This window comes from Cupriavidus sp. MPR-AND1C (assembly GCF_058809705.1).
In genome coordinates, this window is sequence record NZ_JBXASU010000077.1 from 1 (window position 1) to 13021 (window position 13021).

The 13021-nt window shown below is 67.2% G+C and carries 10 protein-coding genes; 8 read left to right on the plus strand and 2 right to left on the minus strand.

Translation table 11 applies throughout. The features are described from left to right. Window positions 1-123: 123 nt before the first annotated feature. Window positions 124-1062 carry a LysR family transcriptional regulator gene (locus AC1RWI_RS29370; RefSeq protein WP_043350583.1) on the minus strand — a complete coding sequence of 313 codons (939 nt, stop codon included), beginning with the start codon at window positions 1060-1062 and terminating at the stop codon, window positions 124-126. 356 nt (window positions 1063-1418) lie between these two features. Here AC1RWI_RS29370 and AC1RWI_RS29375 point away from each other — a divergent pair, with 356 nt between their 5' ends. Both AC1RWI_RS29375 and AC1RWI_RS29380 read left to right on the plus strand, forming a co-directional pair. Next, entirely contained in the window at window positions 1419-2732 is a 1314-nt protein-coding gene (locus AC1RWI_RS29375) for an MFS transporter (protein WP_043350588.1), read from the plus strand. Window positions 2733-2787: 55 nt separating this feature from the next. Beyond that, window positions 2788-3999: a M20 aminoacylase family protein gene (locus tag AC1RWI_RS29380; protein ID WP_043350590.1), complete on the plus strand. Its 1212-nt coding sequence runs from the start codon at window positions 2788-2790 to the stop codon at window positions 3997-3999. A 112-nt stretch (window positions 4000-4111) separates the two neighbouring features. Here AC1RWI_RS29380 and AC1RWI_RS29385 read toward each other — a convergent pair whose 3' ends face one another. Continuing rightward, a complete protein-coding gene (locus tag AC1RWI_RS29385; protein WP_492870079.1) occupies window positions 4112-5035 on the minus strand; it encodes a hypothetical protein in 924 nt (307 codons plus the stop codon). Between the two features lie 364 nt (window positions 5036-5399). On the opposite strand from AC1RWI_RS29385, the gene gcl reads away from it, so the two are divergent. The 6 genes from gcl to ypfJ all read left to right on the plus strand — a co-directional run bounded on the left by gcl (window position 5400) and on the right by ypfJ (window position 12997). Continuing rightward, window positions 5400-7175: a glyoxylate carboligase gene (gene gcl / locus AC1RWI_RS29390; RefSeq protein ID WP_043350593.1), complete on the plus strand. Its 1776-nt coding sequence runs from the start codon at window positions 5400-5402 to the stop codon at window positions 7173-7175. A 121-nt stretch (window positions 7176-7296) separates the two neighbouring features. Further along, a complete protein-coding gene (hyi, locus tag AC1RWI_RS29395; protein ID WP_043350597.1) occupies window positions 7297-8079 on the plus strand; it encodes a hydroxypyruvate isomerase in 783 nt (260 codons plus the stop codon). Between the two features lie 51 nt (window positions 8080-8130). Further along, entirely contained in the window at window positions 8131-9057 is a 927-nt protein-coding gene (glxR, locus tag AC1RWI_RS29400; RefSeq protein WP_043350601.1) for a 2-hydroxy-3-oxopropionate reductase, read from the plus strand. Between the two features lie 88 nt (window positions 9058-9145). Next, window positions 9146-10459, plus strand: a complete 1314-nt coding sequence (locus AC1RWI_RS29405) for a glycerate kinase type-2 family protein (RefSeq protein ID WP_043350604.1) — start codon at window positions 9146-9148, stop codon at window positions 10457-10459. Window positions 10460-10523: 64 nt separating this feature from the next. Next, entirely contained in the window at window positions 10524-12002 is a 1479-nt protein-coding gene (gene pyk, locus AC1RWI_RS29410) for a pyruvate kinase (RefSeq protein ID WP_043350606.1), read from the plus strand. A gap of 101 nt (window positions 12003-12103) precedes the next feature. Beyond that, window positions 12104-12997 carry a KPN_02809 family neutral zinc metallopeptidase gene (gene ypfJ / locus AC1RWI_RS29415; protein ID WP_043350609.1) on the plus strand — a complete coding sequence of 298 codons (894 nt, stop codon included), beginning with the start codon at window positions 12104-12106 and terminating at the stop codon, window positions 12995-12997. Window positions 12998-13021 lie beyond the last annotated feature (24 nt).

Genomic DNA, 13021 nt, shown 5'->3' on the forward strand with positions numbered 1-13021 from the left:
GGGGCGATTCGGGTGGGGGTATGAGGAATGAGATATCCGGCGAGAGGCCCGGACCTGGAGTCTGCCCTCGGGCCATTCGTATCCGATCAGGCACTCGGGCGCCCGGACAATGCATCACTGCACTCACCTGCCCGCACGCACCGCGGGCCGCCCGCGCGGCATCGTTTGCGCGCAGTGCCGTACCTCCTTGCTGAACTCGGCGCAGGCGTGGGTCATCAGGTCTTCCGATCGGTAGACGAGGAACACGCGGAACTCGGGTAGTTCGTCGCTGATCGGCAGTCGAATCAATGACGAAGCATCGAGCCGCAGCGGGCCGGTGCCGTCGAAGACAAAGTCGGACCACATGCTGATCAGGTCGGTGCGCGTGGCCAGCTGCAGGCCGAGCAGGTTGGAGGCGCTCTGCACCACGCGCTTGGGCATGTCGAGGCGGTGCAGCCGCATCACGCTGGCGAGCGGGCTGCCAGGGTCGTCGAGCGGGTCGAGGACGAGCCAGTCGGCATCGAGCAGCGGCCGCAGCCGGCGTACCCGCCGCAGCGGATGGCCGGCGCGCACGGCCAGCGACATCCCGATGGAAAACAGCGGTTCCCACTGGAAGGCGCCGGTGCCGGGGCCGCTGTTGGTGGAGATCAGGCCGAGGTCGAGCCGGCCTTCGCGCAGGCCTTCGAGGATCTGTTGCGGGCGCAGCTCGAAGCCGCGCAGGCCGACGTTGGGAAAACGCTTGCGGAACGCGGCCATGGCGTCGGGCAGCGGACCGCTGGAGGCCACCGCGGTGAAGCCGATGTTGAGCTGCGCGTCGGCGTGGCCGCGAATGGCTTCGATGTCTTCCAGCGCATGCCGCAGTTCCTGCTCCACCAGGCTGGCGCGCTTGACCAGCGCCACGCCATAGGCGGTCAGGCTCACGCCGCGCACGGAGCGCGACATCAGGGTGACGCCGAGTTCGCGTTCCAGTTCGGCGATGGCTTTGGACAGCGCCGGCTGCGACACATGGAGGCTGCGCGAGGCCTCGTGGATGCTGCCGTGCTGGGCCACCGCCAGCAGGATGCGTAGTTGCTGCAGCTTCATCTTGGCTTTTCCTCTTTTTATGTTCTTCCAGGCGCCCCGCAACGGTGCGCGCCGCCCCGCAGCCGTGCCCGAGCGCCGCTGGCGACACGACTGCGCGCACCCGGTGCTACGCCGCGAATGCCCATGGATACTCATGGCACAAGGCTTCTCGGTACTTGTACCGATAGCGGCGCGACGGTGGTTATGACGGCGATGCCATTTGGTTATCAGGATGAAAATATATGATTTTTGGCTTGCCGTGTTTGCCTTAATACTTCATCGCCAGGGAGTCCCCACTTTCCCGCGATGGATGCCCGGCAAGCGCCAGCCTCCACGGCCCCACCCCTACCCCCTCAACCAGTTCGTGGAGATCCGACATGAACGATGCCACCCTGCCCGCGGCGCCCTCGCTGGCCCCTTCCCAGGCCACGCCCGCGAGCCCGGCGCGTCAGAGCCAGTCCCGCCTGATCGCCGCCTGCTCGATCGGCAATGCGCTCGAGATGTACGACTTCACCGTCTACAGCTTCTTCGCGTTGCTGATCGGCAAGCTGTTCTTTCCGTCCGACAGCGCATACGGCTCGCTGCTGCTGGCGGTGGCGACCTTCGGCATCGGCTTCGTGATGCGGCCGCTGGGCGGCTTCGTGATCGGCAACTACGCGGACCGCCATGGCCGCAAGGCAGCGATGACGCTGACCATCGGGCTGATGGTGATTGGCACGATGTGCCTGGCCTTCGCCCCGACCTACGCGGCCGCTGGCTTGTTCGGGCCGGTGATGATCGTGGCCGGACGCCTGCTGCAGGGCTTTTCGCTCGGCGGCGAGATTGGCGCCTCCACCGCCATGCTGATGGAGTCCGGCGGCATCAATGGCCGCGGCTTTCGTGTCAGCTGGCAGCTCGGTAGCCAGGGCATCGCGGCGACGCTGGGCGCGCTCACGGCCGCCATTCTCTATGGCGTGCTGCCGCAGGCGTCGCTGGAAAGCTGGGGCTGGCGCGTGCCCTTCGTGCTGGGCCTGCTGATTGCGCCTGTGGGGCTGTATATCCGCGCTCACCTGGACGAGACGCACACGGCCGAGGCGCACGCGCCCAGCCCGCTCGGCACGCTGTTCCGCGAGCATGGCGGCACGGTGGTCAAGGGCATCCTGACCATCATCGGCGGCACGGTCGGCACCTATCTGGTGGTGTATTTCATGCCCACCTACATGATCCGCGAACTGCATCTGCCGCCATCGCTGTCGCTGCTGTCGGGCTGCGTGACGGGTGTGGTGTGCCTGGTGATGTCGCTGGTGGCCGGCACGCTGGCCGACCGCTTGCCGCACCGCAAGCCGCTGGTGCTGGGCTCGATGGCCTTCACGCTGGTGTGCCTCTATCCCGCGTTCTGGTTGATGACCCATTACCCGAGCGTGCCGCTGGTGCTGTCGCTGTCCGCGTTGCTGACCGCCAGCGTCTACCTGGGCTCCACGCCGATGCTGCTGATGATGATGGAACTCCTGCCGGCCCATGTGCGCGCCAGCGGCCTGTCGGTGATCTACGCGGTTGGCGTGACGGTGTTCGGCGGCTCCTGCCAGTTCATCGTCACCTGGATGCTGGCCAAGACCGGCAACCCGATGGCGCCCGCCTTCTACATGATGGCCTGTGGCGCGGTGACCATCCTCGCGGTGCTGACGATCCGCGAAAACGCCCAAGCGCATTGAGCGCTCCCCTCCTCTACCCGGCCAGGCCGGCCAACTTGCAGCAAAGGATAAACACATGACCCGCGAACCGACCCTGACGCCCTTCCAGCTGCTGCCGCACCTGCTGCCGGCGATCCAGATCGATGCCGAGACCTTTATCGGCATCCGCCGCCAGATCCACGCCCAGCCTGAGCTCGGCTTCGAGGTTGGCGCCACCAGCAAGCTGGTGGCCACCTTGCTGGAGAGCTGGGGCTACGAGGTGCACACGGGCATCGGCAAGAGCGGCGTGGTCGGGCAGCTGAAGCTGGGCAACGGCAAGCGCCGCCTGGGCATTCGCGCCGACATGGATGCGTTGCCGGTCGTCGAGGCCACGGGCCTGCCGTATGCCAGCAAGATCCCGGGCAAGATGCACGCGTGCGGCCACGACGGCCACACTGCCATCCTGCTGGCCGCCGCCAAGGCACTGGCGGATAGCCGCGATTTCGATGGCACCCTCAACCTGATCTTCCAGCCCGACGAGGAGAACCTCTGCGGCGCGCGCGCGATGATCGAGGATGGCCTGTTCGCGCGTTTCCCGTGCGATGCCGTGTTCGCCTTGCACAATATGCCGGGCGTGCCCGCCGGCACCTTCCGCGTGCTCCCCGGCCCGGTGAGCTTGTCGTCCGACGTGGCCGACGTGACCATCAAGGGCGTGGGCGGGCATGGCGCCATGCCGCACCGCGCGCGCGATCCGATCGCGGCGTCCGCGGCCATCGTCACCGCGCTGCAAACGGTGGTGGCGCGCAATGTGGCGCCGGACGATACGGCCGTGGTATCGGTGGGCTTTATCCGTGGCGGCGCCACGCACAATGTGATTCCGGAATCAGTCACGCTGGGCCTGAACGTGCGCGCGGCGCGCCCGGAGACGCGCGCGCTGGTGGAGCAGCGCATCCGCGAGATCGTCAGCCTGACCGCGCAGGCGCACGGCGTGGAGGCGCACATCGACTATCGCCAGCTGACGCCGCCGATGGTCAACACACAGGCCGAAACAACGCTGGCGCAGCAGGTCTGCGCCGAACTGGTCGGCACCGACAAAGTCGTGACGCAAGCCCCCAAGGGCCTGAACGGCAGCGAGGACTTTGCGTGGATGCTGAACGAGGTGCCGGGCTGCTACCTGATCCTCGGCAACGGCGAAGGCGAGTTCGGTGGCTGCATGGTGCACAACCCGGGCTACGACTTCAACGACCGGGTGCTGCCGCTGGGCGCGGCTTGCTGGGTCCGGCTGGCCCAGACCTACCTGGCGGGCTAAGAGGCCATTTCAAAAAGACTCTGGCGTCGTTGCGCGGCCTTGGCCGTACCACTTGTACTGTCTGCGGCCGCGCGCCTAGCCAAAACCGCTTCGCTTCATTTTGAAACAGCCTCTAAGGCAGCGCAGGTAGCGTGGGCGGACCCGCTGCTGCGTGGTCCGCGTGGTCCACTTGTGCCGCGGCATCCTCCTGCGGCGAGGCCGCGGCTGCATCCCCGAGCGCGCTTGCCTGGCGGACTTCGGGCGGTACCGGTGCCGGAGACGGGACTGCGGATGGGGCCGCTGCGATGGGTACGACGGCGGACACTGCCGATGCCGCCGCGCTCGGCGTCGGCGCCTTTTCCAACTGCGCGCTGATCTGCGCCGCTTCGCCAAGCACGTAGGCAAGCCGGCGCAACGGCCGGCTGACCTGCAATTGCAGGAAGACCGCCAGCGCCGCGCCCGACACGAAGCCGAGGCCATAGAGCGACAGCAGCGGCAGCAGGCTGCCGCCTTTGCGCGGCAACTCGAGCAGGCCCGTAACCAGCGCCAGGGCGCCCGGGCTGACCACGATCAGCAGACCGACCGTCTTCGCCATGCCCTCCCACATCCGTAACTGCACCTCCACCCGCCGTGCCCTGGCGCGCAGCGCCTGGGCGGGGACGCGCGCCAGCGAGCGCAGCAGCGCGCTCTCCGCCTCATCGTGCCGGTCGACCTGGTCGGCCAGTGCCCCGAGCGGATCGCGCAGCCGGCGCGCCAGTGCCGGCAGGTGCGTGAGCAGCAGCGCCGCCAGCCCCGCCACGCTGCCGCCCAGCAGGCTGTAGACCAGCCGCGCCAGCCATGGCGCCGGCGTCTGCAGGATCTGGTACCTGGTGTACAGCACGGCGCCGGTCACTAGCAGCGCAGCCACCGAACAAGCCCAGAACAGCACCAGCAGGCCCCGCTGCAGCCGCATCAGGTTCATGGCGCTCGCGGGCGAACCGGCGGTATCGGATACGGCGCTCGGCTTGCGCTTGAGCGCGTCAAGCAGCTCGCGGGTGGGAGGGAGCCTGGTATGCATGGCGGTCAGGTTGGCGATAGATGGTTCCTGCGCCGTGCCTTGACACAGGTACTGGCGCGATACCCGCACATTGTCGCCATTTAGCGGGCTGCGGGGTGCGCGCTGTGGCCGTCGGGCGGGCTTTTCCCGCCATTTCCTACGTATCGTTGCCGTCACACAACGTATGTCAATGACACGCGCCAGACCACGTCGGGCGGCCGTGTTTTCTGCCTCGGGCCTCCTCATTCGATATCACGGGTATCGAATCAACTGATCTCCCTTCCCTTTATCCCAACCCGCTTGCGGGAATAGCATGGGCTCCAACAGTGATTCGCAGCCATCCATAGCCATTCACAAAACATCGCATCAACGATTGGAGACAGACATGCCGAAGATGAGAGCAGTTGACGCGGCCATCGCCGTGCTGGAAAAAGAAGGTATCACCACCGCGTTCGGCGTGCCCGGCGCCGCCATCAACCCGTTCTACTCGGCCATGCGCCGGGCCGGCACCATCGACCATTTCCTGGCGCGGCACGTGGAAGGCGCCTCGCACATGGCCGAAGGCTACACCCGCGCCGAAGCCGGCAACATCGGCGTGTGCATCGGCACCTCGGGCCCGGCCGGCACCGACATGATCACCGGCCTGTACTCGGCCTGGGCTGACTCCATCCCCATTCTCTGCATCACCGGCCAGGCGCCGCGCGCCCGTTTGTACAAGGAAGACTTCCAGGCTGTCGACATCGAATCGATCGCCAAGCCGGTGACCAAGTGGGCCGTGACCGTGCGCGAGCCGGCGCTGGTGCCGCAAGTGTTCCAGCAAGCCTTCCACCTGATGCGCTCGGGCCGGCCGGGCCCGGTGCTGATCGACCTGCCATTCGACGTGCAGGTCGCCGAGATCGAGTTCGATCCGGAAACCTACCAGCCGCTCGCCCCGTACAAGCCGGTTGCCTCGCGAGCGCAGATCGAGAAGGCCATTGCCATGCTCAACGCGGCCGAGCGCCCCCTGATCGTGTGCGGCGGCGGCGTGATCAACGCCGACGCGGCCGAGCTCCTGGTGGAATTCGCCGAGCTGGTCAACGTGCCGGTGGTCCCCACGCTGATGGGCTGGGGCGTGCTGGCTGACGACCACCCGCTGCAGGCCGGCATGGTTGGCCTGCAGACGTCGCACCGCTACGGCAACGCCACGATGCTGGCATCGGACTTCGTGCTCGGCATCGGCAACCGCTGGGCCAACCGCCACACCGGCAGCGTCGAGGTTTACACCAAGGGCCGCAAGTTCGTGCACGTGGATATCGAGCCTACCCAGATCGGCCGCGTGTTTGGCCCCGACCTTGGCATCGTCTCCGACGCCAAGGCGGCGCTGGAGCAGTTCGTGGAAGTGGCGCGCGAGATGAAGATGGCTGGCCGCCTGCCGTGCCGCAAGAGCTGGGTGGCGGACGTGCAAAAGCGCCGCCGCACCATGCAGCGCAAGAGCGATTTCGACAACGTGCCGGTCAAGCCGCAACGCGTGTACCGCGAGATGAACCAGTACTTCCCGCGCGATGTGCGTTACGTGTCCACCATCGGCCTGTCGCAGATCGCCGCCGCGCAGTTCCTGTCGGTCAACGAGCCGCGCCACTGGATCAACTGCGGCCAGGCCGGCCCGCTGGGCTGGACCATTCCCGCCGCGATCGGCGTGAAGGTGGCCTCGCCGGAATCGGACGTGGTGGCCATCTCGGGCGACTACGACTTCCAGTTCATGATCGAAGAACTGGCCGTGGCCGCGCAGTTCAAGGTGCCCTACATCCACCTGGTGGTGAACAACTCCTACCTCGGCCTGATCCGCCAGGCGCAGCGCAACTTCGAGATGGACTACTGCGTGCAACTGGCCTTCGACAACGTCAACTCGCCTGAGCTCAACGGCTACGGCGTGGACCACGTGAAGGTGGTCGAAGGCCTGGGCTGCAAGGCGATCCGCGTGTTCAAGCCGGAAGACATCGCGCCGGCCTTTGCCGAAGCGCGTGACCTGATGGCCGAATTCTCGGTGCCGGTGGTGGTGGAAGTGATCCTGGAGCGCGTGACCAATATCGCGATGGGCACCGAGATCGACAACATCAACGAGTTCGAGCCGATCGAAGACATCGAGGAAGCCATCCTCAAGGAAGAAGTGGAAACGGCGTAAGCACGGCAGGCTGACAAGCGCGGGCCACGAGCCCGCGCGCAGCGCTGCATCCCCTGACGCGCCCCCCCAATCACCGCATCCGCGCGAGCGGAATCACAAGACAAGTCATCCGGAGACATCCATGCCAAAACTTGCCGCCAACCTGACCATGCTGTTCAATGAAGTGGCTTTCCTCGACCGCTTTGAAGCCGCCGCGCGCGCGGGCTTCCGCGGCGTGGAGTTCCTCTTCCCCTACGCCTTCCACGCAGACCAGATCGCCGACCGGCTCAACCGCTTCCAGCTCGACCTGGTGCTGCACAACCTGCCGGCGGGCAAGTGGGAAGCGGGCGAGCGCGGCATTGCCTGCCACCCGGACCGCGTGAGCGAGTTCCAGGACGGCGTGGGCGAGGCGATCAAGTACGCCAAGGTGCTGGGCGTGCGCCAGCTGAACTGCCTGGTCGGCATCCAGCCGCAGAACGTCAAGCGCGAACAGGCGCAGGAAACACTGGTGGAGAACCTGCGCTTCGCCTCGCAAGCGCTGGGCGCCGAGCAGATCGACCTGCTGGTCGAGCCGATCAACACCTTCGACATCCCCGGCTTCTTCCTGTCGCGCACGCAGCAGGCGCTGGACCTGATCGCACAGGTCAACGCGCCCAACCTCTACGTGCAGTACGACATCTATCACATGCAGCGCATGGAAGGCGAAATCGCCGCCACGCTCAAAGCCAACCTGCCGAAGATCAAGCACGTGCAGCTGGCCGACAACCCGGGGCGCAATGAGCCGGGCACCGGCGAGCTGAACTACCACTTCCTGTTCCAGTGGCTCGATGAGATCGGCTACGGCGGCTGGGTCGGCTGCGAGTACAAGCCGCGCACGACCACCGTCGAAGGCCTGGGCTGGCGCGCGGCACACGGCGTGCAGTAAGCGGAACAGGCAAATCCACAAACATTCAACATCCCATCAAGGAGACATCACATGGCAAACCAACGCAACGTCGGATTTATCGGCCTGGGCATCATGGGCGCACCGATGGCGGGCCACCTGCGCGCGGCCGGCCACACGTTGTTCGTGCATGACGTGAACCCCGCGCCGCAAGCACTGGTCGACGCCGGCGTCACGGTCTGCACCAGCGCCGAGGAAGTGGCCAAGCGCGCGGACATCATCGTGATCATGGTGCCGGACACCCCGCACGTGGAAGCCGTGCTGTTCGCCGAGAAGGGCGTGGCCGCCGCGCTCAAGGGCGCCGGCAAGCAAGCCGCGCACGGCAAGATCGTGGTCGACATGAGCTCGATCTCGCCGATCGCCACCAAGGACTTCGCCGCGCGCGTCAACAAGCTCGGCGCGGCCTACCTGGATGCACCGGTGTCCGGCGGTGAAGTGGGCGCGAAGGCCGCATCGCTGACCATCATGGTCGGCGGCCCGCAAGAATCGTTCGACGAGGTCAAGCCGCTGTTCGACCTGTTGGGCAAGAACGTGACGCTGGTCGGCGGCAACGGCGACGGCCAGACCACCAAGGTGGCCAACCAGATCATCGTGGCGTTGAACATCCAGGCCGTGTCCGAAGCGCTGCTGTTCGCCTCCAAGGCGGGCGCCGATCCGGCACGCGTGCGCCAGGCACTGATGGGCGGCTTCGCAGCTTCGCGCATCCTGGAAGTGCACGGCGAGCGCATGGTCAAGCGTACCTTCGATCCGGGCTTCCGCATCGAGCTGCACCAGAAGGACCTGAACCTCGCGCTGCAAGGCGCGAAGGCGTTGGGCGTGGCATTGCCCAACACCGCCACCGCGCAAGAGCTGTTCAATACCTGCGCCGCCAACGGTCTGGGCAAGCAGGACCACTCGGCACTGTGCCGCGCCATCGAGATCATGTCCAACCATGAGATCGCCAAGGGTGGCGCCAAGTAAGCCAGCAGCACCATCACGGCCTGCCTTGGCAGGCCAGTATCACTCCCGGCCGCTTGCGGCCGGGAACGCAGCACTTCCGGATCCCGTCATGCTCGCCACCGATTCCTACCCTACCCTGCTGGCGCCCCAGCGCCCTGCCGGACTCACCGATCCGCGCGCCCTGCTGCGCGACCTGTTCGATACCGCGGTTGCCGCCGTCAGCGCCAGCCATTGCCTGGTGCCGCACCTGCCCACGCCGCCCAAGGGCCGCACGGTGGTAATCGGCGCCGGCAAGGCCGCCGCCGCCATGGCGCAAGCTGCCGAGGCGCACTGGCAAGGCGAGATTTCCGGACTGGTTGTGACGCGCTACGGACATGGCGCGCCGTGCCAGCGTATCGAGGTGGTGGAAGCCGCGCACCCGGTGCCCGACGAAGCCGGCCAGCGCGCCGCGCAGCGCATGGTGGCGCTGGTCAAGGACCTGAGCGCCGACGACCTGGTGCTGTGCCTGATCTCCGGCGGCGGCTCCGCGCTGCTGGCAGCGCCGGCCGACGGCATCACGCTTGCCGACAAGCAAGCCGTGAACAAGGCGCTGCTAAAGAGCGGCGCCAACATCGGCGAGATGAACTGCGTGCGCAAGCACCTGTCGGCGCTCAAGGGCGGCCGGCTGGCGTTGCACTGTGCGCCCGCGCGCGTCGAGACCCTCTTGATTTCCGATATTCCCGGTGACGATCCCACGCTGATCGCCAGCGGCCCGACCCTGCCCGACGCCACCACCTGCGCCGACGCGCTGGCGGTGATCGCCAAGTACGGCATCGAAGTGCCGGCCAATGTGCGTGCCCACCTGGAGAGCGGCGCGGGCGAAACGCCCAAGCCCGGCGATGCGCGCTTCGACGGCCATCGCAGCGTCACGCTGGCCACCGCGCAGCAATCGCTGCAAGCCGCGGCGGCGCGGGCGCGCGAGCTGGGCGTTGAAGCCCACATCCTGTCCGACAGCATCGAAGGCGAATCCCGCGATGTGGCGCTGGTGCATGCCGCCATCGCGCGGCAGGTTGCGCAGCATGGCCAGCCGTTCAGGAAGCCCTGCGTGATCCTGTCCGGCGGCGAGACCACGGTGACGGTGCGCGGCAGCGGCCGCGGCGGGCGCAATGCCGAATTCCTGCTGGCGCTCGCGGTCGCACTGGACGGCCTGCCGGGCGTGCATGCCATTGCCTGCGACACCGACGGCATCGATGGTTCCGAAGACAACGCCGGTGCGTTGCTCGCCCCCGATACGCTGACCCGTGCCGAGGCGCGCGGACTGTCGGCGCGCGCGCACCTCGGCAACAACGATGGCTACGGCTTCTTCGCCGGCCTGGACGACCTGATCGTCACCGGCCCGACCCGTACCAACGTGAACGACTTCCGCGCCATCCTGATTGTGTAAGCCCTGAATTTGAACAACGGCGCGCCCATGCGGCGCGCCGCCCGAGATTGGAAGAGGAGACAAAATGAGACGCCAGCGCAAAGCCAAGATCGTTGCCACGCTCGGACCGGCCAGCACCGACATCGAGGTGATCCGTCAGTTGTTCGAAGCCGGAGCGGATGTCTTCCGCCTGAACTTCAGCCACGGCTCGCACGACGACCACAAGCGCCGCTACGACGCCGTGCGCCAGGTCGAGGCCGAGACCGGCCGCCCCATCGCCGTGCTGGCCGACCTGCAAGGCCCCAAGCTGCGCATCGGCACCTTCGCCGCGGGCAAGGTGGCGGTCAAGGCCGGCGACGCTTTCGTGCTCGACAGCGACCCCAGCCCGGGCGACGCCACCCGCGTGCACCTGCCGCATCCGGAACTGTTCCGGGTGGCCGCGCCGGGTCAGTCGTTGCTGATCGACGACGGCAAGGTGCAGTTGAAGATCGAGGCGGTGGCCAGCGGCAGCATCGCCACGCGCGTGGTCAACCACGGCACGCTGTCCGACCGCAAGGGCGTGAACGTGCCCGACGCGGTGATCCCGATCCCCGCCCTGACCGAGAAGGACCGCAAGGACCTCGACTTCGCGCTGGCGCTGGGCGCCGACTGGATCGCGCTGTCGTTCGTGCAGCGCCCGGCCGACATCGTGGAAGCGCGCGAGATCATCGGCACCCGTGCCGGCGTGCTGTCCAAGATCGAAAAGCCCGCCGCGCTGCAGCAGCTCGAGGAAATCGTGCGCGTGTCCGATGCGGTGATGGTGGCGCGCGGCGACCTCGGTGTGGAACTGCCGCCGGAGCGTGTGCCGGGCGTGCAGAAGCGCATCTTGCGCATTTGCCGCCAGCACGGCAAACCCATCGTGATCGCCACGCAGATGCTGGAATCGATGATCGATTCGCCGGTGCCCACGCGCGCCGAGGCATCCGACGTGGCCAGCGCCATCTATGACGGCGCCGATGCGGTGATGCTGTCGGCCGAGTCGGCCAACGGCCGCCACCCGGTGCCGGCGGTGGCCATCATGAACCGCATCATCACCGAGGTGGAGCGCGATCCGCTGTACCGCAACCTGCTGGACGCGGGGCATGAGGCGCCGCTGTCCACCCGTCAGGATGCGATCTGCGCGGCGCTGCGCGAGGTCACGCAGATCATCGGCGCGGTGGCTACCGTCACCTACACCTCGTCGGGCTCCACCGCGCTGCGCGCCGCGCGCGAGCGGCCGTGCGCGCCCATCGTCAGCATCACGCCGAACCTGGAAATCGCACGGCGGCTGGCGATTGCGTGGGGCGTGCATTCCACCGTCAGCCCTGACGTGCAGAGCGTGGACGAGATGGTGGATGCGGCAACCCGCGCGGCGCTGGCAGAGGGCTATGCCGAACCCGGCGACCAGATCACCATCGCGGCAGGCATGCCGTTTGGCCAGGGCGGCACCACCAACCTGCTGCGCGTGGCCGAAATCGGCGGCGCGCAGCCGGGCAAGACGCCGGGGCAAGCCACTGCCAGCACGGCACCGGCGGTTACCGCCTGATACACCACGCGCATGCGTTGGCGGCATTGCCGTTGCTATACTGACCGACACGCTGCGGCCACCTTTTTGCCGCGGCGATCAACCAGTAATGCGGAGCCACCATGCGTCTCGACGACGAAGCCGAAAGCCAGAATGTAGAAGACCGCCGGGGTGAAGGCTCCGGCGGTTTCGGCGGCTTTGGCGCGGGGCCCAGGACGCTCGGCATCGGCACCATCCTGGTGGCGCTGGCGGCGTCTTATTTCTTTGGCATCGACCCCTCCGTGATCATGCAGGGCGCATCGGTGCTGCAGGGCTCGCAGCAGCAAGCGCCGCAACAGCAGCATGTGCCCAGCCATCCCCCCGCCAAGGACCAGATGACGGTCTTCGTGCGCAAGGTGCTCGGTAACACCGAGCGCACCTGGTCGCATATCTTCGAGACCGATCTCAACCGCCGCTATGCGCCGCCCACGCTGGTGATCTTCTCGGGGGCCACGCCTACCGCCTGCGGCACGGGCCAGTCGGCCATGGGGCCGTTCTATTGCCCGGGCGACCAGAAGGTCTATATCGACCTGGCCTTTTACGATGAATTGCGCCAGCGCTTCGGGGCTGGCGGCGACTTTGCCCAGGCCTACGTGATTGCCCACGAGATCGGCCATCATGTGCAGAACCTGCTCGGCGTGTCGGGCAAGGTCGACGCCGCGCGCCGCCGCATGGGCGAGGCGCAGGCCAACCAGTTGTCGGTGCGCGTGGAACTGCAGGCCGATTGCCTGGCCGGCGTATGGGCCGCCACCGCGGAGCGCATGAACCAGCAGCTGCTGGAGCCCGGCGATATCGAGGAAGGCCTCAAGGCCGCCGCCGCCATCGGCGACGACCGCCTGCAAAAGCAGGCCCAGGGCTATGTCGTGCCGGAGGCGTTCACCCACGGCACCAGCGAGCAGCGCACGCGCTGGCTGCGCCAGGGCCTGACCAGCGGCGACATCCGCAAGTGCGACACCTTCGCGGCCAAGCAACTCTGACCCACGCCCGCGGATGACCGCGCT

Bases quoted from the DNA above. Each gene is read 5' to 3' on its own strand.
- AC1RWI_RS29370 (WP_043350583.1), bottom strand. From the start codon at position 1,062: ATGAAGCTGCAGCAACTACGCATCCTGCTGGCGGTGGCCCAGCACGGC.
- AC1RWI_RS29375 (WP_043350588.1), top strand. From the start codon at position 1,419: ATGAACGATGCCACCCTGCCCGCGGCGCCCTCGCTGGCCCCTTCCCAG.
- AC1RWI_RS29380 (WP_043350590.1), top strand. From the start codon at position 2,788: ATGACCCGCGAACCGACCCTGACGCCCTTCCAGCTGCTGCCGCACCTG.
- AC1RWI_RS29385 (WP_492870079.1), bottom strand. From the start codon at position 5,035: ATGCATACCAGGCTCCCTCCCACCCGCGAGCTGCTTGACGCGCTCAAG.
- gcl (WP_043350593.1), top strand. From the start codon at position 5,400: ATGCCGAAGATGAGAGCAGTTGACGCGGCCATCGCCGTGCTGGAAAAA.
- hyi (WP_043350597.1), top strand. From the start codon at position 7,297: ATGCCAAAACTTGCCGCCAACCTGACCATGCTGTTCAATGAAGTGGCT.
- glxR (WP_043350601.1), top strand. From the start codon at position 8,131: ATGGCAAACCAACGCAACGTCGGATTTATCGGCCTGGGCATCATGGGC.
- AC1RWI_RS29405 (WP_043350604.1), top strand. From the start codon at position 9,146: ATGCTCGCCACCGATTCCTACCCTACCCTGCTGGCGCCCCAGCGCCCT.
- pyk (WP_043350606.1), top strand. From the start codon at position 10,524: ATGAGACGCCAGCGCAAAGCCAAGATCGTTGCCACGCTCGGACCGGCC.
- ypfJ (WP_043350609.1), top strand. From the start codon at position 12,104: ATGCGTCTCGACGACGAAGCCGAAAGCCAGAATGTAGAAGACCGCCGG.